General features: G+C 71.1%; 17 protein-coding genes. 5 read left to right on the top strand and 12 right to left on the bottom strand.

Going from position 1 to position 20,531, the window contains the following annotated elements; translation table 11 throughout:
• Positions 1-31 precede the first annotated feature (31 nt).
• Genes SY2F82_RS29365 through SY2F82_RS29340 form a run of 6 tightly spaced genes read right to left on the bottom strand, consistent with a single transcriptional unit; the run spans position 32 to position 7,714 of the window.
• Positions 32-784, bottom strand: a complete 753-nt coding sequence (locus SY2F82_RS29365; protein ID WP_200422194.1) for an ABC transporter permease — start codon at positions 782-784, stop codon at positions 32-34.
• Between the two features lie 12 nt (positions 785-796).
• Complete coding sequence (locus tag SY2F82_RS29360) at positions 797-1,759, bottom strand: ATP-binding cassette domain-containing protein (RefSeq protein ID WP_200422193.1); 963 nt, start codon at positions 1,757-1,759, stop codon at positions 797-799.
• Positions 1,760-1,818: 59 nt separating this feature from the next.
• Positions 1,819-2,457 carry a PadR family transcriptional regulator gene (locus SY2F82_RS29355; protein ID WP_200422192.1) on the bottom strand — a complete coding sequence of 213 codons (639 nt, stop codon included), beginning with the start codon at positions 2,455-2,457 and terminating at the stop codon, positions 1,819-1,821.
• A gap of 40 nt (positions 2,458-2,497) precedes the next feature.
• The gene (locus SY2F82_RS29350; RefSeq protein WP_200422191.1) at positions 2,498-4,957 is read right to left on the bottom strand and encodes an excinuclease ABC subunit UvrA; all 2,460 of its coding nucleotides are present in this window, start codon (positions 4,955-4,957) and stop codon (positions 2,498-2,500) included.
• A 58-nt stretch (positions 4,958-5,015) separates the two neighbouring features.
• Positions 5,016-6,569: an FAD-dependent oxidoreductase gene (locus SY2F82_RS29345; protein WP_236041866.1), complete on the bottom strand. Its 1,554-nt coding sequence runs from the start codon at positions 6,567-6,569 to the stop codon at positions 5,016-5,018.
• On the bottom strand, positions 6,566-7,714 hold the full coding sequence (locus SY2F82_RS29340) for a nucleotide disphospho-sugar-binding domain-containing protein (RefSeq protein ID WP_200422190.1): 1,149 nt from the start codon (positions 7,712-7,714) through the stop codon (positions 6,566-6,568). The genes SY2F82_RS29345 and SY2F82_RS29340 overlap by 4 nt, the downstream gene beginning before the upstream one ends.
• A 218-nt stretch (positions 7,715-7,932) precedes the next feature.
• Between SY2F82_RS29340 and SY2F82_RS29335 the strand changes: the two genes are divergently transcribed.
• Entirely contained in the window at positions 7,933-9,072 is a 1,140-nt protein-coding gene (locus SY2F82_RS29335) for a glycosyltransferase (protein ID WP_200422189.1), read from the top strand.
• 140 nt (positions 9,073-9,212) lie between these two features.
• On the opposite strand, the gene mtmMI is transcribed toward SY2F82_RS29335, so the two are convergent.
• The 5 genes from mtmMI to SY2F82_RS29310 all read right to left on the bottom strand — a co-directional run bounded on the left by mtmMI (position 9,213) and on the right by SY2F82_RS29310 (position 14,844).
• The gene (gene mtmMI / locus SY2F82_RS29330) at positions 9,213-10,250 is read right to left on the bottom strand and encodes a methyltransferase (RefSeq protein ID WP_200422188.1); all 1,038 of its coding nucleotides are present in this window, start codon (positions 10,248-10,250) and stop codon (positions 9,213-9,215) included.
• Between the two features lie 49 nt (positions 10,251-10,299).
• The gene (locus tag SY2F82_RS29325) at positions 10,300-11,328 is read right to left on the bottom strand and encodes a class I SAM-dependent methyltransferase (RefSeq protein WP_200422187.1); all 1,029 of its coding nucleotides are present in this window, start codon (positions 11,326-11,328) and stop codon (positions 10,300-10,302) included.
• A gap of 12 nt (positions 11,329-11,340) precedes the next feature.
• Positions 11,341-12,531 carry a nucleotide disphospho-sugar-binding domain-containing protein gene (locus SY2F82_RS29320; protein ID WP_200422186.1) on the bottom strand — a complete coding sequence of 397 codons (1,191 nt, stop codon included), beginning with the start codon at positions 12,529-12,531 and terminating at the stop codon, positions 11,341-11,343.
• Positions 12,532-12,544: 13 nt separating this feature from the next.
• Complete coding sequence (locus tag SY2F82_RS29315) at positions 12,545-13,768, bottom strand: nucleotide disphospho-sugar-binding domain-containing protein (RefSeq protein ID WP_200422185.1); 1,224 nt, start codon at positions 13,766-13,768, stop codon at positions 12,545-12,547.
• 134 nt (positions 13,769-13,902) lie between these two features.
• Positions 13,903-14,844: an aldo/keto reductase gene (locus SY2F82_RS29310; RefSeq protein WP_236041865.1), complete on the bottom strand. Its 942-nt coding sequence runs from the start codon at positions 14,842-14,844 to the stop codon at positions 13,903-13,905.
• A 195-nt stretch (positions 14,845-15,039) separates the two neighbouring features.
• On the opposite strand from SY2F82_RS29310, the gene SY2F82_RS29305 reads away from it, so the two are divergent.
• The 4 genes from SY2F82_RS29305 to SY2F82_RS29290 all read left to right on the top strand — a co-directional run bounded on the left by SY2F82_RS29305 (position 15,040) and on the right by SY2F82_RS29290 (position 19,563).
• Complete coding sequence (locus tag SY2F82_RS29305; protein ID WP_236041864.1) at positions 15,040-16,476, top strand: NDP-hexose 2,3-dehydratase family protein; 1,437 nt, start codon at positions 15,040-15,042, stop codon at positions 16,474-16,476.
• Positions 16,473-17,468, top strand: a complete 996-nt coding sequence (locus SY2F82_RS29300; protein ID WP_236041863.1) for a Gfo/Idh/MocA family protein — start codon at positions 16,473-16,475, stop codon at positions 17,466-17,468. Before SY2F82_RS29305 ends, SY2F82_RS29300 begins: the two co-directional genes overlap by 4 nt.
• A gap of 89 nt (positions 17,469-17,557) precedes the next feature.
• Entirely contained in the window at positions 17,558-18,820 is a 1,263-nt protein-coding gene (locus SY2F82_RS29295; RefSeq protein ID WP_200422183.1) for a class I SAM-dependent methyltransferase, read from the top strand.
• A 2-nt stretch (positions 18,821-18,822) separates the two neighbouring features.
• A complete protein-coding gene (locus SY2F82_RS29290; RefSeq protein WP_200422182.1) occupies positions 18,823-19,563 on the top strand; it encodes an SDR family NAD(P)-dependent oxidoreductase in 741 nt (246 codons plus the stop codon).
• Positions 19,564-19,753: 190 nt separating this feature from the next.
• On the opposite strand, the gene SY2F82_RS29285 is transcribed toward SY2F82_RS29290, so the two are convergent.
• A complete protein-coding gene (locus SY2F82_RS29285) occupies positions 19,754-20,527 on the bottom strand; it encodes a cyclase family protein (protein WP_200422181.1) in 774 nt (257 codons plus the stop codon).
• Between the last annotated feature and the right edge of the window lie 4 nt (positions 20,528-20,531).

Here is a 20,531-nt window from a genome sequence, read left to right as displayed (position 1 = left end):
CCGTCGGCCACACCGCGAGGACGCAAGAGGCTCAGGCGTTGTACTTGGCGAAGATACGGGTGCCGGCCACCGCCGACACGACCATCAGGCCGACCACCACGCAGATGCCGGACAGGACGGAGTGCGAGCCGTAGTTTCCGGCGAAGAGTCCGCGCATGGCGTCCACCGCGTAACGCAGAGGGTTGGCGGAGCCGATGGCCTTGAGCCAGCCGGGGGCGTAGGTCAGGGGCAGCAGGATGCCGGACAGCAGCATCAGCGGCAGGGCGATGCCGTTGAGGACGGGAGCGAACAGCCATTCCGACGTCAGCTTCAGGGCCAGCGAGTAGGACAGGAATGCCAGGCTGATACCGACGAGCAGCATCATCGCGATGGCGGCCAGCACACCTCCTACCGGAGCCCGCAGCCCGAACAGCAGGGCGATGAGCACGATGACGACCGACTGGATGAACAGGGCCAGCACATCCCAGAGCACCCGCCCGAGCAGCAGCCCGAGCCGGCTCGCCGGGGTCACCCGCAGCCGTTCCAGGTAGCCGGAACGGACGTCGGGGATCAGCCCGAATCCGGCGTAGCCGGTGGCGAACAGGCCCAGTTGGACGAGCAGGCCCGGGATGTAGACCTGCCAGGCGGAGGCGCCGCTCTCGGGCAGCATCCTCACCAGCAGCGGGCCGAACAGGGCCATGTAGACGAATGGTTGGACCAGGCCGATCAACAGACCGATCCTCTTCTGTGCCACGGCCGCGGCCTCGTCGCGGAAGACGATCGCCGCGTCTCGGATCGTGTGCATCGTTGCTCCCCCTCAGGCGTGGACGGCGTCCGCGTCCCGTTGCGGACGGCGGTCGGTCATGGTCATGAAGACGTCGTCGAGCGTGGGCTTCACCACACGCAGGGACTCGACGCGGATCCGCGCGGTTTCGAGCACGCGCAGCAGATCGGCGAGGATCCGCTCGGCGTCGCGGCAGCTGACCGACAGAACGACGCCGTCCACCGTCACCTCGTGAACATCTCGGTGGGCGGCGAGCAGGTCACGGGCACGCGTCGCGTCGACGTCGACCTCGATCCGGATGGTGTCGTGGGAGATCGCGGCCTTCAGGCTCTGCGGGCTGTCCTCCGCGATGATGCGGCCCTTGTCGATGATCAGTACGCGGTCACAGAGGCTGTCGGCCTCGTCCAGGTAGTGGGTCGTGAGGAACACGGTGGTGCCGTGCTCGTCACGCAGGCGGCGGATGTGCTCCCAGACGCCATTGCGGCTCTCGGGATCCAGATTGGCGGTGGGCTCGTCGAGGAAGAGGAGCTCGGGCCCGTGGATCAGGCCGAGCGCCATGTCGACGCGACGGCGCTGGCCGCCCGAGAGTGTCTGGACGACGCGGCTCGCGAGGTCCTCGAGACCGAGCTGGACCATCACCTCCTCGGCTCGTGCTTCGGCCTCCGGGCGGGACATCCCGTAGAGGCGGCCCTGCAGGACCAGGTCCCGGCGGACCGGGGAGCCGGGCTTGGCGCCGCCCGCCTGGGAGACGTAGCCGATGTGCCGGCGCACCTTCGCCGACTCGTGCAGCAGATCGCATCCCGCGATGACGGCCGTGCCCGAACTCGGGGGGAGCAGGGTGGTCAGCATGCGCATGGTGGTCGTCTTGCCGGCGCCGTTGGGCCCGAGGAAACCCACGATCTCCCCCGCATCGACGGTGAAGTCGACTCCGGCCACCGCCTCGACCGGGCCCTGCTTGGTGGAGAACGTCTTGGCCAGTCCCTTGGCCTGGATCATGGGTAACGCCTTCCTCGGCGGATGGGGTTCGCCTCGCTGGTGCGGTGCGGCTGGTGCGGTCATGCGTGTTGTCCTTCGTTCTCGTCCTGGTCGGTCCACACCTGCCGGCCTTCCTTGGTGGTCAGTTCGGGCCAGGTGAGGGTGCCGTTCTGAATCTCGCCCACGATCTGCCGGGACCAGTCCCGCTCGGCCTCGGCCATGGTCAGGGCATATTCGAGCTCGATCACGAAGAGCCGTGGCGTCTGCCCGCTCAGCGCCTCCGCCTGCGCGCGGCGCGCCTCGTCGATCTCCTCGTCCAGGCGGGCGATGCGTTCCTGGAGGGCCTGGACGGCGCGTTCGGGTCCCAGGGCACCGAGATAGCTGACTGCGGCGAGGAAGCTGGGGTATTCCTTCACCGGGGTGCGGACAAGTTCGTCGAGCCAGCTCATGAACTCCTCACGGCCCAGCTCGGTGTGGGCGTACACGGTGCGCTCCGGTCGGCGTCCGGCACGCTCGACGCTGTGCTCGGCGATCCAGCCCGCCCGCACCAAGGACTCGACCACGTCGTAGAGCGAGCCGTTCTTGACCTTGAAGCTCGTGTCCTTGTTGCGCTCCCGCAGGGTCGCCGCCATCTCGTACGGATGCATCGGCTGCTCCAGCAGCAGTCCGAGAACTGCGAGCCCCAGCAGATTGGACACCGGCCGTCTGCGCACCGTCATCACTCACCCTCCTTGGTCGGTTACGACTAGACGATACCGACTATTCTCGGTGCGCCGACTCCGCGGAGAGTCCTCGAAGGTACTCGGCCGTGGGTCCGGAGTCCGGCGGAAGGAGGTCCGGGCGGCCGCAGTGCAGCACCCGGCCCCCGGCCGCGCCGCTCCCCGGCCCCATGTCCACCAGCCAGTCCGCGGCCGCGGCCAGATGGAGGTCGTGCTCGGCGAGGACGACCGTGTTTCCCGCGGCGACGAGTACGTCGAACGCGTCCACCAACACTTGGACGTCCGCCGGATGCAACCCGGTGACCGGCTCGTCCAGCACCACCAGTCCGGGCTGTCGCGAACCCTTGGTCAGCGCGGCCGCGAGCTTCAGCCGCTGGGCTTCCCCGCCGGACAGCACGGTGGCGCTCTGTCCCAGCCGCAGATACCCCAGGCCCGTGCGGCGCAGCGCCGTGAGTACCGGCCGCAGCGCGGGCGTGTCAAGGAGCTCCGTGGCCTCGTCGACGCTCAGGTCCAGCACCTCGTCGATGGCCAGGCCGCGGTAGGTCACCGCGAGCACCTCGGGCCCGTACCGCCTGCCGTCGCAGACGTCGCAGGTGACCCAGACGTCGGGCAGGAAGTTCATGTCCACCTGCCGGACGCCGTACCCGGTGCACGTCTCGCACCGGCCGCCTGGTGAGTTGAAGGAGAAGGAGGCCGCCGTCAGACCACGGCGGGCGGCGGCGTCGGTGCCCGCGAACAGGTTGCGGATCAGATTGAACGCCTTGGTGTACGTGGCCGGGTTGGAGCGCGGCGTCCGGCCGATGGGCTCCTGGTCGACCACGGTCGCCCAGTGCAGGGGGCCGGTCCACGCCACGTCGCCCACACCGGGTGCACGGGTGCCTTCGATGCGGGCCTGGACCGCGCCGGCCACCCCGTCGATGAGCAGGGTGCTCTTGCCGCTGCCGCTCACCCCCGTGAAACAGGTGAGTGCCCCCAGTGGGATGTCGATCCGGTCGGCCCTGACCGTCCGCACCGCGACGTCGCGCAGCGTCAGCATCCGGTCGTCGCGAACCGGGCGCCGGGCACGCCGCACCCGCCCGCCCCGCCGGGCCAGGTACTGGCCGGTCAGCGACTCCGGAACGGCCGCGACCTCCTGGGGGGTGCCCTGGGCCACCAGCCGCCCGCCCCCGCGACCGGCCCGCGGACCGACGTCGATCACCCAGTCCGCCTGGGCGATCAGCTCGGGATCGTGCTCGATCATGAGGACGGTGTTCCCGGAGCCGCGCAGCTCCTCGATGAGCTCGGCAAGCCGCGCCTTGTCGGCCGGGTGCAGCCCGGCGGACGGCTCGTCCAGGACGAACGCCACTCCCGACAGTTCGGTGCACAGCTGGGCCGCCACCCGTGCCCGCTGCAGCTCTCCACCGGAGAGCGTGGGAGCCGGCCGCGAGAGCTGGACGTGTCCGACGCCGAGCCGGACCAGTAACCGCAGCCGCGCCAGGAGCGCGGGCACGACAGCCTGCGCCGCCTCCTGCTGGGCCGGGCCCAGTGTCGCCCCGAGGACCTCACACCACTCGACGACCTCCTCGACCGGACGGTCGAGCAGTTCATGCAGTCGCCGACCGCCGAGCCCCACCGTCCGGGCGACCGCGCCCAAACCCGTCCCCTCGCACTCGGCGCAGGGCTCGTTGCGGACGAACGGCTCGTAGGTCTCCCGCACGGCCGGGCTGGGCGCGCCGGCGTACAGCCGTTCGGCCTCGGCGATCGCCCCCGGCCAGGTGCGACTGTTGCGGACACTGATCGCGGTGCCGCTCTTCTTCATGGTCGTCTCGTAGGCGATCTCCACGGCGTCCTCGCCCGTGCCGTGCAGCACCGCCTGCCGGAAGTCCCCGGGCAACTCCCGCCAGGGCAGGTCCAGATCGGCGCCGAAACGCCGGGCCAGCGCCTCGACCGTCGCCTTCTCCGGGGTACGCGCCATGGCGAACCAGGGGGAGGCGCCGGCCAGAAGCGGCAGGGCCGGCTCGGTGATCAGCAGCCGCTCCTCGGACCGCACCCGGCCGCCACTGCCACGGCACTCCGGACAACACCCCTCGGGCATGGTCGGGTTGAACTGCGCCGGCTTGAGCACGGTGCCCAGCGCGGGGTCCCAGTCCCGGCCGAGCGGTGGCAGCCGCGCGAAGGCCAGGCCGAGGTAGTCGCCGACACCCGTCACCGTGGCCATCGTCGAGCGCGGGCTGCGGGCCGGGACCCGCTGGTCGACGGCGAGCGTGGGAGGCAGCCCTTCGATGCGGTTCACCTGTGGGCGGTCGCGCGGGGTGATGAACTGGCGGACGAACGGGCTGATCCCCTCCAGATACCGCAGCTGGGCCTCGGCATGGATGGTGTCGATCAGCAGTGAGGTCTTTCCGCTGCCGCTCACCCCTGAGAACGCGACAACTCTGCCCTTGGGCACGGAGACCGTCAGGTCGTTCAGGTTGTGCGTGCGGGCACCGACCACCTCGATGGCGTGTTCCCCAGATCCCATGACACCCTCCTCGGAACCTTATATTCGGAACCGAATATAAGGGTCCGGCTATCGTTGTTCAAGCCGCTCGGTGACGGGGCTCGGCGGCGGGCGGGCCGAACCAGCGGGCGAGCGCCGCGCGGAGTTCGTCGACCGTGTCGTCCGCCGACGCCGCCCACGCGACGTAGCCGTCCGGGCGGACCAACAGCGCCTGGACCGACGGCTCGACTGCTGTCTCCCCGGTCACCACGGACACCCGGCCGGACCACGGATGCGCCGCTTCCCGCAGATCGGACCGTCCCGCGAGGTCGAGCAGCAACGGCCGGGCCGGACGCAGGAGTTCGGCCAGCGGCACCGGTCCCGTGGGCCGCCGGTTCAGCACCAACTGGCCCGCGAATCGCCCCGCCCACGGATGCGGCTGCGCCGGTGGGGCCGGGACGAACGGCGCACAGCGCACATCGGTGCCTGTGATCATCTCGGTGAAGAACCGGTTGGCCTCATCGAGGCCGAGCAGCTCCTCGACGAACCCGCGCAGCGGAGTCGTGTGCTGCTCGTCCGGGCGCATCAGGGCCAGTTGGGCCCGGGTGTTCAGCAGGACGCGTTCGGCCACCGGATGCCGTTCGTCGTGGTAAGTGTCGAGCAGTTCCTCCGAACCCCACCCGCGGACCCGGGCCGCCAGCTTCCAGCCCAGGTTGAACGCGTCCTGCAGACCGGTGTTCAGTCCCTGGCCGCCGATCGGGAAGTGCACGTGCGCCGCGTCACCGGCCAGCAGCACCCGCCCGCTGCGGTACCGATCAGCCTGCCGGCTGGCGTCCCCGAACCGGGACAGCCACGTCACCGGTTCGGTCAGCTTCAGCGGCGTGCCCCGCACGCGCGCGACGGCGGCGTTGAGGTCTTCCAGGGTCACCGGCCCGTCGTCCGCCGCCACATCGCGCCCGTACTCGATGACCACCACGCGGCCCGTACCGCCCTCCGGTGGGAAGGCGAGGACCAGGATGCCGTCAGGGGTGCGCTCCCAGCGGCGCGGCACATCGCGCTCGGGCGTGCTCACGTAGCCGATCAGGGCACGAACGGTGGGCTCCGTGCCGGGGAAGCCGATCCCGGCCAGCCGGCGCACCGTACTGCGCCCCCCGTCACAGCCGACCACGTAGCGGGCCCGCACCCGGTAGGAGCCGCGCGGCCCCTCCACGGTCACCTCCACGCCCTCCCCGTCCTGGCGCAGCCCGGTCACCTCGTGGCCGCGGCGGATCTCCGCGCCGGCCCGGCGCGCGTGCTCCGCCAGCAGGACCTCGGTACGCGACTGCGGAACCAGGGCCGTGTACGGGTGCCGGGTGTCCAGCAGGCTGAAGTTCAGGCCCTGGCTGAAGATCCCGGCGAAGGGGAGACCCTTGGCGACCTGCGTCCCGTCCAGGAAGCGGTCCAGCAGCCCGCGCAGGTCGAGTATCTCCACCGTCCGGGTGTGCAGGGCCCCCGCCCGGTCGTGGCCGGCTGGCTCCGCCAGCTTCTCGAGCACCAGGGCCGCCACCCCGCCGGCCCGCAGTTCCCCGGCCAGCATCAGGCCGACCGGGCCCCCTCCCACCACCACGACATCCGTCGTCAGAGCGGCGTCGGCCGCATTGCCGTTGTCCATCATGCGCCTTCCGTGATCGATGCAGCCGGTACGGACCACTGGGCGACCAACTCCTCCAAGTCCCTGGCGACCTGCGCCGGGGAAGGGCGGCTCAGGGCCCGGTCCTGGAGCGCCGCGGCGGCCCGCACGTACCGGTCGTCGGTGACCAGCCGCCGTACCGCAGCCTCGACGGCGTCCGGGTCCGCGTCCTTCGCGCTCAGGTGCAGTCCGGCGCCGGTTTCCGCCAACCTCCCGCCGTTCAGGTCCCGTTCGAAGGTGTCGCTCACGATGAGCTGAGGGAGTCCGCGGACGACGGCGCCCAGTGCGGTGTTGGCTCCGCCGTGGTGCACGGCCGCCGTACAGGAGGGCAGTACGGCGTGCAGCGGCACGCCGGTCACCGCCCTCACACCGGCGGGGAGTTCACCCAGCCCGGCCAGGTCCTCGGCGCGTGCGACGAGCACCACCTCCATGCCGAGCCGTGACAGTGCGTGCACCGCCCGCGTCAACGGATGGCCGCCCTGTACTCCCTCGCTGAACGTCCCCCACGTCACGCAGATCCGTTGCCGTGCGGGGGGATCGAGCAGCCAGGCGGGGACGGCCCCGGGTCTGTCCACCGGGACGAAGCGGACCGGAACCCCGGTGCCCGGTCCCAGCCGCTGGAGCTGAGGGGGACAGGGGTCGATCACGAACTCCCGTGCCGACGGCCACACGCTCCCCGGCACCTCGGCCGTCACCAGTTCACGCACGCTTTCCCGCAGCCAGGCACCGGGAGGTGTGCCGAAGAGGTCCGGCCCCCACAGGTGCCGCAACGTCGGGATGTCCCGGGCCGCCGCGACCGTCTCGGCGGCGAAGGCGACCGGCTCGTGCACCACCGCGTGCGGACGCCAGCGGTCGACGAGCGCCGCCAGCCCGTCGAGCATGGCCAGGGCGTTGTCGGCGAACATGCGGGACAGCGCGCCCGGCTCCCGGTAGCCCTCGCGGTGCCGCCGGGCGAACCCGCCGTCCGTGCTCACCCGCACCACGGTCAGTCCGAGCGCCAGCGCACCCGGCACCGTGTCCGCGTCACAGACCACCCGCACGTCGTGTCCGGCAGCGCGCAGGGCCCAGGCCAGCGGAACCATCGGAGCAAGGTGCGAGCTGGAGACGGACGTCACGAACAAGATGCGCATGAAAGCCCCTGATCCTGGACGTCGGGAGACCGCACCGACGCTAGGCAGGGCCCCTCGAGGCTGGCATGAGACCCGACCGTGTCCCCGTCTTCCAGCGCCGCTCGAGGCCGGCACGACCCCCTTACAGGAGGGTTCGGGCGCGGCGACGCGGCCGACGGCCGGACGCCGGAACCTCTTTCTGGGCTGAAGGCAGGTCGCAGTGAAGGCGATGATCTGACATGCGCGTTCTGGTCTGTTCCATTCCTCTGCTCGGGCATCTGAACCCCTTGCTCCCGCTCTCCTGGGCGCTGCGCGCCGAGGGGCACGACGTCCTGGTGGCCACGGACGAGGGCTTCGCGCCACGGGTCCTGGAACGCGGGCTGCCCGTGGCATCGCTGTCACCCGTTCCGTTGCGGGAGGTGATGGCACGGGACCGGGCCGGCCGTCCGGTGCCCCACACCGACGAGGCGGACCGGGTGTGGCGCAGCGGGCGCGGCTGGGGGCGGCTGGGCGCCCGACACCTGGCGGAGACCGTCACGTTGATGCGCCGGTGGCGACCGGACCTGCTCGTCACCGACCCCGTGGAGTACGCGGGCCCGCTGGCAGCCGCGCGCTTGGGCATCCCCTGGATCGAGCACGGCTGGGGCATCCGGCCCGTCCCGGAATTCGCCCTGGCCGCCGAGGAGGAACTCGAGCCGGAGCTCACGGCGTACCGGCTCCGCGGGCTGCCCCGGCCGACGCGTGTCCTCGACACGTGCTCGCCCAGCCTCCAGCGTCCGGGCGCGTCCGGCGAGCCCATGCGCTACATACCGGTGACCGGCCCGGCCGAGCTGCCCGCTTGGCTGGACGAGCCCGGGCGCCGTCCCCTGGTCTGTCTCACCTTCGGCAGTGTGCTGCCGTCACTGGCGCCGGACCGGATGCGAGCCCTGATGACCCGGTTGATGCACACGCTGCCCGCGCTCGACGTGGACGTGGTGGTGGCTGTCGATCCGGCGGGTGCGCAGGGGCTGCGGCCGGTGCCTCCCGGTGTGGTGTCCGTGGGCTGGCAGCCCCTGGACCACGTGGTACCGCGCTGTGCCGTCCTGGTCCATTACGGGGCGTCGGGCATGACGATGGCCGCGATGGCCGCGGGGGTTCCTCAGGTCGTCCTGACCGTGCCGATCGCCGACGCCCCGGACAACGCGCGGCGCATCGAGGCAGCGGGACTGGGCATCGCCCTGCCGGCGCTCGACCTCGACGCGGATCAGGTCGTCGCGGCCTGCCGCGCGCTGCTCACCGACCCCTCCTGGCGGTCCCGCGCCGCCCAGGTCGCCGCGGAGCAGGCCGACCGTCCGACGCCCGACCGGGTCGCGGCCGGGTTCACGGCCGCGTTCGGCTGAGCGGGAGTCCGAGGGAGAGAACGCCTACGCCGCCGTCCTACTGCCGAGGACGGCGGCGTGCCCGCACCGGGCGGGGCGGTGCCGCGAACAGCCTGGTACGGCGGCCCCGGAGTGCTCACGGAACCGCCGTACCGCCGCGGTCAGCCGGGCTTGCGGGCCACCAGGAGCCGGTCGTGCGTCATCGTGTCCAGGGGGATCACCTGCTCGACCTGGAAGCCGGTCGCCTGTGCCCAGGCCGAGATGTCGCGCACCCGGTACTCCGAGCCGCCGTCCAGGATGACGGAGCACACCAGGCTCTGCAGGTACGCCCCGGCCTCGGAGTCGTCGTCCAGCATCGCGTCGTAGACCAGCAGCGTGCCGCCCGGGGACAGGGCGTTGTACGCCTGTGCCAGCAGCCTCTTGCGGGATTCCTCGGGGTGGTCGTGCAGGACGTGCCCGAAGAGGATCACGTCTGCGCCGGGCAGGGGGTCGGTGAAGAAGTCACCGCCCACGAATCCCACCCGGTCCGTGGTTCCGCGGGCTGCCATGTGCTCCACGAACAGCGGCTCGACGCCGGGCACGTCGAAGACCGAGCCCTTCAGGTTCGGGTGGTCCAGGACCAGTTGGGCCGCGACGTTGCCGCGGGCCCCGCCCACGTCCACGAAGGTGGTCCAACGGCTCCAGTCCAGGACCCGGCTCAGTTCTGCGGCCACGAACTGGTTGAAGGTGTCCATGTGGTCGAGGAACCGTCGGGCCCGGTCCAGGTCCGGCTGCTCCTCGACCACCGCGCCCGCGGTGATGTTCTTGCCCGAGGTGGCCTTGCCGTCGTGCAGCGCGTCGGTGAAGCGGTTCCACAGCTCGTAGTGGACGCGACCGTGCTGGAGCACGGCGCCACCGATGTAGTGCGGGCGGCCCGGAACCAGGAAGTGGTCGGCGCGGGGTGTGTTGGCGTACCGATCGCCGTCGAAGGACAGCAGACCCAGCCCGACCAGCGCGTCCAGCCAGTCGCTCACGAGGTGGGAGTGCAGCCGGCCGTGCTCACGGATCTCCGCCTCGGTGCGCGGACGCCCCTGGAGGAACTCGAAGAGACCCAGCTCCAGTGCGGTGTGCAGCACCCGGGCTCGGGTGTAGGCGACGTTGAGCTGGAGGATCTCGCGGGCATCGGCCAGCGAGGGGGCCTTGGGGGTGGCGTTCGTCATCGCGTGCCTTTCGGTCGAGAGGGAGGACGAGAGGGAAGCGAGCAGCGGGTCAGAGTCGCTCGGCGATCAGCAGCCGCAGCGGCACCCCGCCCATCTGGTGCAGCTGCGGCTCCCCGAAGCCGTTGGCGGTCAGCAGGTCCCGATACGTCTCCAGCGCGTGCGACTCACCCTCGTGGGTCCAGGCCAGCATCAGCGCGGCGAACAGGTGGGGCACCGGATCGGAGGACGGGTCACGGCCGTCCGCGGTGACCGCGACGATGCCGATCCGACCGCCCGGCCGGGTCACCTCCGCCAGCCGCCGCAGCATGCACCCGGCGCGCTCGGCGGAGAAGTGGTGCAGCACGTTGGTGATCAGCGACAGGTCGTACGGGCCGCCCAGCGGCACTTCGAACATGTCACCGGGGGTGAGCTCGACCCGGTCCAGCACGCCCAGACGCTCCGCGTGCCCCCGTGAGTACTCCAGCACGTTGGCCCAGTCGACGGACCGGACCCGGGCCTGCGGGTTGCGCTGCGCCACCGTGTAGCCGTACAGCCCGTGGCCGCAGGCGACGTCCAGGATGTCCAGGCGCTCGCGGCCCGCCGCCCACGGAGCCAGCGCCTCGGCCAGCAGGTCGGCGATCAGGGGCGTGTGCGGGGTGGGGTTGCGGGCCAGGTCCTCCCAGAACGGGTACTCGGGGGTCTCGGCGTTGGTGTCCAGTACGGTTCCGCCACGCTTGACCGCGTCGGAGAGCCGGCCGAGGGCCTCCCACTCGTAGCGGCTGACCGCGAGCCGAAGGGTGTCGCCGAAGTAGCCGGGGCTGGACCGGACCAGGACCCGGTCGACGTCCGGAGCCAGCCAGAACCGTTCACCGTCCGTCTTGAGCAGTTCGACGGCGGCAAGTGCCCGCAGCAGGACGCGCACGCCCCGAGGGGGGATGCCGAGCCGTGCGGCCACGGTCTCAGCGTCGGCCGGGCCGTCCGCCATCGTGTCGAAGACGGCGAGGTCGAGCCCGGCGCACAACACTCCGGCGCGGCGCACCGCCTGGGCCATGTTCAGCAGAGTGAACTCGTCGATCGAAGAAACGGTGGTCTGTGTCACGGTTCCTCTTCCTCAGTGGTGGGTGTACGCGGTGGCCAGGGCGGCGAGTTCGCCGGCCACCCGGGCGGGGGTCGGCTGGGAGAGCATCTCGGCGCGCAGCCGCTCCGCTGCAGTACGGACCTCCGCGTCCTCCAGCAGCCTGACCACCGCGGCGCGGATGGCCTGCTCGTCCGCCTGCTCGCCGTGCAGGTGGATGCCGGCCCCCGACTCGGCGAGCGCGGCGGAGATGTTGTCCTGGTCGGCCATGTGGGAGATGGCCAGCTGGCCGAGGCCGGCGCGGATCGCGTTGAGCACCGTGCCCGAGCCCCCCTGGTGCACGATGGCGTCACAGTCGTCGAGCACCAGGTGCAGGGGAGGGGAGTCGAGGACCCGCACGTTGTCCGGGACCTCACCGAGTTGCTCACGCGACGCGGCGTCGACGGCGACCACGATCTCGATGTCCAGTCCGTGGAGCGCCCGGATGACCCGGGGCAGCAGAAAGGCCCGCTCTCCCATGATCCGGGTGATGGACCTGCCCCAGGTGAGGCAGACCCGCGGCGTCGACTTGTCCTCACGGCGCAGCTCCGGTCCAGGAGCGCGGCCGGCACCGTTGTACGGCACGTACTGCACCTGCAGCCGGGCGGGCGAGGCAGGGGGCTGGAGGCTCGGCGGGCAGGGGTCCACGGTGCGCAGGGCCGGGTCCCCCTGGACGTCCAGCCCATAGGCGCGGTACGGGTCGTAGAAGCCCGGCAGTGCGGCGAGGATCTTCTCGCTACCGGCCGAGCCGAAGAAGTCCCAGCCCCACAGGTGGCGGATCCCGGGGACGCCGAGCTCCTGGGCGGCGACGAGCCCGGGCGGGCACATGGTGTCCGCGACCACGAGGTCAGGCTTCCAGGCCCGCGCGAGGTCCATCACCGGATCGAGGTTGGCGAGCGCGGCCCGCTGCCAGGTGTCGAAGACCTGCCCACCGTCATCGGCTCCGGCCGGATCCCCGGGCTTCTGACGGGCCTTCAGTTCCTGGGACAGTGTCTTGCGGCGGATCTCCACCATGTCGATGTCGCTTCCGACCGCTGCCATGGGCAGGCCCGACCGCGTGACCAGGTCCGCCATGGAGGGCTGGGCCACCACCAGGACCTCGTGCCCCGCGGCGCGGAACGCGGCCGCCAGCGGCTGGACGATGAAGTAGTGGGTGGGCCACGGGGAGGTGGCCACCAGAACACGCATCTCCTTCTCCTCCCTATCGGGCGAGGTTCGTCAGGTCCGCCACCAGGTCGGCCGGCGACGGCTGGGTGCTGATGCCGTCGGCCAGCTTCAGCGCGGCGGTTGCATGAGCGGGATCCGACAGGAGGCGGCCCAGCTCGGCGCTCAGCAGACGCACTCCCTCCTGGGCGGCGGGAACGTCCTCGGTCATCAGGTGCCGGGCCGCGCCCGACGCGGCCAGCCGGGTTCCGTTGACCGTCGGCTCGGGACGACTGGTGATCAGCAGCTGCCGTACCCCCGCGGCCGCGGCGGTCATGCTGGTGCCGGCGCCCCCGTGGTGGACCACCAGATCGCAGGACGGCATCAGCAAGTGCAGTGGCAGCCCGACCGCCACCCGGACCCGGTCCGGCAGCGGTGCGGCCCGCAGGGCCTGGGCGGTCTGCTCGGTCACGGCGACGACGACCTCGTCGCCGACCTCGGCGGCGGCTTCCACGCACTGACGTACGAGTTCGACGACCGTGCCGCCACGCAGCGCCATGGACGTGGCGCCCCAGGTGACGCAGACGCGGACGCCGACCCGTGGCCGCAGCAGCCAGTCCGGCAGCAGGCCGGGGCCGTTGTAGGGGACGTAGCGCATCTGGTGGCAGGTCGGCCCGGCCGGGTAGCGGATGCCGGGAGCGCTGGGGTCGATCCAAGCGGAGGGCTCGGTCCTCACCTGCGCCCCGACCCGCTCGTACAGCGCGGCGTACTCCGGCAGCGGTTCGGTCCCCATGCGCCGCATCTCGATGCGCTGGAGTCCGGGAGTGCCCCACAGATGGCTGACGTTGGGCACGCCCAGGGCCGCGGCGACCACGGGTCCGGCGAGCGTGACCGCGTCGTGCACCACCAGGTCGGGCTGCCAGTACCGGGCGAAGTCGAGCAGGTCGTCCAGCATCGCCGAGGCCATGACCGCCTGCATCCGTCCCAGGTTCTCGACCAGGGCGAACTGCTCCTCGCCCAGGAGCTCCGGACGGACGGGCCAGTCGTCGGGCCAACGGCCCTGGACGTGCCAGGAGGCCCGGCTGCGGTCGTTGGACAGCGAAGCGAGATCGACGTCCCGCCCGACCGGCACACCGGGCAGGCCCGACGCGGCCACGATCGGCATCAGCCCCGGCGAACTGGCGATCCGCACCTCGTGGCCCGCGGCCAGCGCGGCCGACTCGAGCGGAACCATCGGGAAGTGATGTGAGTGCCAGGGAAACGTGGTGAACAGAATGCGCATCCGTACGGTGCCTCTCCGGTCGCGTCGGAAGAAGGTGGTGGGCCGGGCTTCGTCGGAAGGACGGCGTGCCGTGCCGCTCGTCGGACGGGGACGAACGGCGTGGGACGGCAGCACCGTTCGGCCGACCCGCGGGACTATTCCTCGTCGCTCACGACGGAGTCGCCCAGGACCGCGTCGATCCGCGCCGTCAGATCCGCCTCCAGACGGACTCCGGCCGCCTCAGCGTTGCTCAGGACCTGATCAGCGCTGGACGAGCCGATCACGGCCCCGCTGACGCCCGGGTTCTGCAGCACCCAGGCGAGGGCGAGCTGGGCCGTGGTCAGTCCCGCTTCCTCGGCCAGCGGGCGCAGTCGCGCGACCCGGTCGAGTGCGGTGTCGTCGTCCAGCCAGCGCCGCATCAGGGGGGCCCGGCCTCCCTTCGGGGCCGTAGCCCGGGAACCGGCCGGCGGCTGCCTGCCCGGCGTGTACTTGCCGGTGAGGACACCCTGCTCCAGCGTGAAGTAGCAGATCTGGCCGATGCCCAGGTCGCGACAGGTGGGGATCACCTTGGACTCCGGGACCCGCCACAGCATCGAGTAGCGGGGCATGTGGCAGATCACCGGCACGCCCAGCCGGGCACCGATGTCCGCCGCCTCGGTGATCCTTTCGACCGGCCACTCCGACATCCCGACGTAAAGGATCTTCCCGGCCCGCACCAGGTCGGAGAAGGTCCACATCAGCTCCTCGAGGGGAGTCGCCGGATCGTGGCGGTGCGCGGTGTAGACGTCGATGTGGTCGACGCGAAGGCGGCGCAGCGAGCCGTCCACCGACTCCATGACGTGTTTCCTGGACAGCCCCCGACCGTTGGGGCCGCGCCCGGTCGGCATCCCCACCTTGGTGCACAGGACCAGCTCTTCGCGGGGTGTCCCGGCCAGCGCCTGCCCCAGGAGGGTCTCGGACCGGAACATGCCGTAGACGTCCGCGGTGTCAAAGGTCGTCACACCGGCGTCGCGCGCCGCTCTGATCGAGGAGAGCACCACCTCATCGGGGGTGTCGTCCTCGGGGTACAGCAGGTTGCCGTAGACGATCTCGCTCACTGATAGGCCGCTTCGGCCAAGGCTTCGGAACTCCACAGCGACGACGCTGAGCTGCCCGGATCGAAGGCGGCTCGAGCCCTGACGGAGCCCGGGCCAGGCAAACGGAGGGCCGACCGGGACTCGAGCACGGCTCCAGTCCGAGCGCCGACGGTGGCCCGGAGCGCGCTGCCGATGCCTGCGATGGGAGAGACGTCAATGACTCAGGCGATCACGAGCAGAAAGCATCCAGCGGTACCCCCGGACAGCCACGACGGCACGGACCTGATGCGCATCAGCGAATCGGCGGCCGCGGTCGACGGCGGCCTGCTGTCCATGCGCGACTTCCACCGCTGGTTCGACGAACGCCGGAAAGCCATCCGGATGGACGTTCGTCGCATACCCTTCGCCGAACTGAAGCGCTGGAGCTTCCAGCCGGTCACCGGGAACCTGGTGCACGACAGCGGCCGCTTCTTCTCCGTCGAAGGGCTGCGGGCGCGCTACGACGGCCCGGACCCGGTCTCCTGGTCCCAGCCGATCATGAACCAGCCGGAGATCGGGTTTCTGGGCATCCTGGTCAAGGAGTTCGACGGTGTCCTGCACTGTCTGATGCAGGCGAAGGCCGAGCCCGGCAACGCCGAAGGGCTCCAGCTCTCACCCACGGTGCAGGCGACCCGCAGCAACTACACCGGGGTGCACGAAGGCAGCGCCGTCCGGTACCTGGAGTACTTCACGGACCCCGGCAAGGGCCGGCCGCTGGTCGACGTGCTCCAGTCCGAACACGGCGCCTGGTTCTACCGCAAGCGCAACCGCAACCTCGTCGTCGAGGCCGTCGGCGACGTCCCCGAGCACGAGGACTACTGCTGGCTGACGCTCGGCCAGGTCCGTCGTCTGCTCGGGGTTCCGGACCTGGTCAACATGGACACCCGGACGGTGCTGGCCTGTCTTCCCGTCGGCCCCCTCCACGATCCCGGCCACGGCGCTGCGGCGGCGCTGACCGCCTCGCTGTCCCCGCAGGCGGACGCCGCGCACACTCTGCCCGACATCCTGCGCTGGTTCAACGGGATCAGGGCGCGCAGCGAGGTGTCCCTGGAGCCGGTACCGCTGGCCGCCGTCGACGACTGGGTGCGCGACGCGGAGGAGATCCGCCACACCAGCGGCCGTCACTTCGCGATCGTCGCCGTGTCCGTCGAGGCCGGCAACCGCGAGGTCACCGGATGGACCCAGCCGCTGCTCAGCCCGCGCGGCACCGGAGTGGTGGCCTTCCTGGCCAAGCGGATCAACGGCGTCCTCCACGTCCTGGTGCGCGCCCATCCCGAACCGGGGTACGTCGACGTCGTGGAGCTGGGCCCCACCGTCCAGTGTGTGCCCGACAACCACGCTCACCTGCCTCCCGAGCGGCGACCGAGGTTCCTGGACGACGTGCTGGCCGCCCGGCCGGAACAGATCCTGTACGACGTCGTCCAGTCCGAGGAGGGCGGCCGTTTCTACCGGGCGCTGAGCCGCTACCTGGTGGTGGAGACGGACGAGGATCCCCTCGTACCCGTGGACTACCGCTGGATGACCGTGGGCCAACTGGTCACGCTGCTGCAGCACAGCAACTACTGCAACATCCAGGCCCGCAGCCTCATCGCCTGTCTGCAGTCCGTCTGGTGACCGCGGTGTCCGTGGACCGTGCCCCTCTGCGCCTGGGCCTCATGGGCTGCGCCGAGATCGCCCAGCGCCGTGCGCTGCCCTCGCTCGCCCGTGTTCCGGACTTCGTGCTCACGGCGGTCGCCAGCCGGGACCCCGGCAAGGCGGAGCTCTTCGCGCGCCGGTTCGGCGCGGAACCCCTCACGGGCTACGAGGAGTTGCTCGCCCGCAAGGACCTCGACGCGGTGTACATACCGCTGCCCGCCGCACTGCACGTGCCCTGGGCCGGCCGGGCACTCGCGGCCGGGCTGCACGTCCTGGTGGAGAAACCGGCGGCCGCGACGGCCGAGGAGGCCGCTGCGCTGACCCGCCTGGCCCGGGAGCGCGGGCTGGTGGTGATGGAGAACTTCGCGTTCCTCCACCACAGCCAGCAGGAGTCGGTCCGGGCCCTATTGGCCGGGGGAGCCATCGGCGAGGTGCGCTCCATGACGGCCGAGTTCGCGTTCCCTCCGCTTCCGGACACCGACATCCGCTACCGGCCGGAACTCGGAGGCGGCGCGCTGTTGGACGCGGGTGTGTACCCGTTGCGGGCGGCCCGGCTCTTCCTGGGTGATGAACTCGAGGTCACGGGTGCCACACTGTGCGAGGACGCCGACCGCGGAGTGGACGTCGCGGGTGCCGCGCTGCTGACCGGGCCGACCGGTGTCACCGCCCACGTGAGCTTCGGATTCCGCCACTCCTACCGCTGCGGTTACACCCTGTGGGGTTCGGCAGGACGGATCGGCCTGGACCGCGCCTACAGCGCTCCGGACGACTTCGCGCCGAAGCTCACCTGGGAGCGCCCAGGCGAGGTCGAGGTACGCCGGCTGACTCCGGACCAGCAGTTCACCACGCTCTTCCAGCGGTTCGCCGCCGCCATCCGCCGCGAGGACGTCACCGGCCCGGCACGTGACCTCGAACAGCAGGCGCGCCTGGTCGAGCAGGTCGCCACCACCGCCCGGCGTTTCCGCTGGTGACCGGTGCCCAGCCTGTGCGGAGAGCCCGGTACGAGCTCCCGCACGACCGTCGTACGAGCCCCCGAACCCCGAAGAGAAAGGTCGACCACATGGACATCTCTGGCACCGCGCGGGAAGTGAGCACCTGCCGGATGTGCGGAGCGCAGGACTGGCAGAAGGTCGTGGACTTCGGCCCCGTGCCCCTGGCGGACAGCTTTTTGGAACCCGCCCCGTCCTACGACGACGAGCCCCGCTATCCGCTGGCCGTGATCTCCTGCCGCTCCTGCAGGCTGATGAGCCTGACCCATGTCGTGGATCCCGAGGTGCTGTACCGCACGTATCCCTACACAACCTCCGATTCGGAGACCATCAAGAAGCACATGGCGCGTGTCGTCGCCGTGTGCATGGAGCGCTTCGGCATCCCCGAGGGCAGCTTCGTCCTGGAGATCGGCAGCAACACCGGCTCACAGCTCAAGGCGTTCCAGGACGCCGGGATGCGGGTCCTCGGCATCGACCCGGCCCGCAACATCGCCACGGTCGCCAACGAGCGGGGTGTCGAGACCCTTCCGGAGTTCTTCTCGGTCGACACAGCGGCCCTCGTCAAGAAGACCCACGGCACGCCCCGGCTGATCCTGGGCCGGCATGTCTTCGCGCACATCGACGACGTCGCCTCGGTCGCCGCGGGCGTGCGCGATCTGCTGGGCTCGGACAGCTTGTTCGCCATCGAGGTGCCCTACCTGGTGGACATGCTCGAGCGCAACGAGTTCGACACCATCTACCACGAGCACCTGTCGTACTTCGGCGTCGGCTCCCTGGTCACGCTCTTTCGCCGGCACGGCCTGCGGGTCGTGGACGTCGAACGCCTCGCCGTGCACGGCGGATCCATCCTGGTCTTCGTGGGCCTGGAGGACGGTGCCCGGCCGACGGCCCCCGCCGTCGACGAGCTCATCGCCCTCGAGAAGCGGAGCGGCCTCCACGAGGACGCCACGTACGAGCGCTTCGCCGAGCACGTCGAGCAGGTCACCGGTGAACTCAAGGCGCTGGTCCGCTCGCTGCGGGCCGAGGGCAAGCGGATCGCCGGGTACGGCGCCCCCGCGAAGGGCAACACCCTCCTGAACGTCTGCGGGCTCACCACGGACGATCTCGAGTTCTGCTGTGACACCACCGAGTTCAAGCAGGGCCTGGTGCTGCCCGGCACGCACATCCCGGTGCACAGCCCGGCCTACGCCAAGACTCAGGCCATCGACTACTACCTCCTGCTGGCCTGGAACTACGGGGAGGAGATCCTCGCCAAGGAGGCGTCGTTCCTGGCGAAGGGCGGACGGTTCATCCTGCCGAACCCACGGCCGTCGATCGTCCCCGCCGGGGCGTGACCGTGGCTCGGACGACGGACCACGCCAGCGTCGTCGTCACCGGCGGTGGTTCCGGCATCGGCCGGGCCACCGCCCGGGCGTTCGCGCGCCAGGGCGCCCAAGTGCTGATCGTCGGGCGGACCGCCGAGCGTCTGGCCGAGACCGCCGATGGGCATCCGCACATCCGGTGGCATGTGGCCGACCTCGTCGACCGCGAGGCACCCGAGCGGATCGTGGCGGCGGCGCTGGAGGGCACCGGCCGGATCGACGTGCTGATCAACAACGCCGGCGTCCCATGGCGGGCTCGGCTCGGTGAGATCGACCGCGAGCGGGCCGAGCGACAGGTGGCCACCAACCTGTTGGGCCCCCTCTTCCTGACGCAGAGCGCGGTACCGCACATGCCGCCGGGCGCGACGGTGGTCAATATCAGCTCCAACCCGCCCACCCGCGGCTGGCCGGCCAACTCGGTGTACGGCAGCACCAAGGTCGGCCTGGACTTCCTCACTCTGACATGGGCGGTGGAACTGGCACCGCGCGGCATCAGGGTGGTCTCGGTGGCTCCGGGGCCGACGGTCACGGCCGCCCTGACCGAGGCAAGGTCCGGCCTGCCGCCCGCCCAGCTGGACGACTTCTCGCGCGTACCGCTGGGCCGCCCCGCGCGGCCGGAGGAGATCGCCTGGTGGATCACCCAGGTGACCCGCAGCGAGGCGGGGTATCTGACCGGCGCGATTCTGCGTGTCGACGGCGGCCTGAGCGTGGGGTGACCTTCGTCGGCGCCGCCCGCCGGTGCAACCGGCGGGCGGCGCAGCCGCGCGGTGTACGGGGCGTGGCTGCGCGGGGCCCGCCTCGGCTCGACCACCAGGGTGCCCGACGACCAGGGCCTGGTGCGGGCCCGGCCGGTGTCTGTACCGGCCGACCCGCACCAGGCCCGATCTCATCGGCCTGAACGCTTCATCAGTCGTCCACCAGGGCCACGGCACGGGTCCAGCCGGCACCGGAGCCGACCAGCTTCACCGGAAGGCAGGAGACGGTGTAGCCGAAGTCACCGGGCAGGGCGTCCAAGTTGTGGAGGCGTTCGATCTGGCAGTACTCACGTCGGCGGCCGGCGAAGTGCGCCGGCCACAGCACGGAGCGGTCACCGGTCTCCTGGAACCGGCGGATCATGTCGCCGAACGGCGCGTCGAGGCTGAACGCGTCGGTGCCGATCACCTTGACCCCCAGGTCGAGCAGGAAGTCGGTGGCCTCGCCGTCGAGTCCGGTGAAGTCGGTGAAGTACTTCTCGGTCCCGACGTGGGAGGAGGCCCCGGTGTTCAGGAGGACGATGTCGTGGGGCCGGGGGGTGCGGCCGATCCGGGCGAACTCCCGCTCGAGGACCTCGGTGCGCACCGCCCCCACCGGCTGGTCCCGAAGGTCCAGCCGGATCGCCGGGCGGTGGAACCAGTCCAGCGGCATCTCGTCGATGTGGCGCGGAGTGCCGTAGGCGGCTTTCGAGCCGTAGTGCGACGGCGCGTCCACGTGGGTTCCGGTGTGGCTGGTGAGGGTGAAGGTGTCCAGCGACAGCAGCTCGCCGTCCGGCAGCACGGACGGGTCGAAGTCGATGCCGAAGTGGGCCTTCATCTCCTCACTCATGTGCCGGGCCCCTTCGGCGGGCGTGAGGACCTCGTGGACCACGGGGTCCGGCTCCCAGGCCCCGGCGTCCACGGGCGAGGACAGGTCGATGATGCGCATGGGG

Source organism: Streptomyces sp. Y2F8-2 (assembly GCF_014905555.1).
Classification (GTDB): domain Bacteria; phylum Actinomycetota; class Actinomycetes; order Streptomycetales; family Streptomycetaceae; genus Streptomyces; species Streptomyces cynarae.
The sequence above is the reverse complement of the archived record's forward strand: the minus strand, read 5'-3'. Positions and strand labels throughout refer to the sequence as shown.

Bases quoted from the DNA above. Each gene is read 5' to 3' on its own strand.
- mtmMI (WP_200422188.1), bottom strand. From the start codon at position 10,250: ATGACGAACGCCACCCCCAAGGCCCCCTCGCTGGCCGATGCCCGCGAG.
- SY2F82_RS29305 (WP_236041864.1), top strand. From the start codon at position 15,040: ATGACTCAGGCGATCACGAGCAGAAAGCATCCAGCGGTACCCCCGGAC.
- SY2F82_RS29350 (WP_200422191.1), bottom strand. From the start codon at position 4,957: ATGGGATCTGGGGAACACGCCATCGAGGTGGTCGGTGCCCGCACGCAC.
- SY2F82_RS29320 (WP_200422186.1), bottom strand. From the start codon at position 12,531: ATGCGTGTTCTGGTGGCCACCTCCCCGTGGCCCACCCACTACTTCATC.
- SY2F82_RS29365 (WP_200422194.1), bottom strand. From the start codon at position 784: ATGCACACGATCCGAGACGCGGCGATCGTCTTCCGCGACGAGGCCGCG.
- SY2F82_RS29295 (WP_200422183.1), top strand. From the start codon at position 17,558: ATGGACATCTCTGGCACCGCGCGGGAAGTGAGCACCTGCCGGATGTGC.
- SY2F82_RS29355 (WP_200422192.1), bottom strand. From the start codon at position 2,457: ATGACGGTGCGCAGACGGCCGGTGTCCAATCTGCTGGGGCTCGCAGTT.
- SY2F82_RS29360 (WP_200422193.1), bottom strand. From the start codon at position 1,759: ATGATCCAGGCCAAGGGACTGGCCAAGACGTTCTCCACCAAGCAGGGC.
- SY2F82_RS29315 (WP_200422185.1), bottom strand. From the start codon at position 13,768: ATGCGCATTCTGTTCACCACGTTTCCCTGGCACTCACATCACTTCCCG.
- SY2F82_RS29345 (WP_236041866.1), bottom strand. From the start codon at position 6,569: ATGATGGACAACGGCAATGCGGCCGACGCCGCTCTGACGACGGATGTC.
- SY2F82_RS29285 (WP_200422181.1), bottom strand. From the start codon at position 20,527: ATGCGCATCATCGACCTGTCCTCGCCCGTGGACGCCGGGGCCTGGGAG.
- SY2F82_RS29335 (WP_200422189.1), top strand. From the start codon at position 7,933: ATGCGCGTTCTGGTCTGTTCCATTCCTCTGCTCGGGCATCTGAACCCC.
- SY2F82_RS29340 (WP_200422190.1), bottom strand. From the start codon at position 7,714: ATGCGCATCTTGTTCGTGACGTCCGTCTCCAGCTCGCACCTTGCTCCG.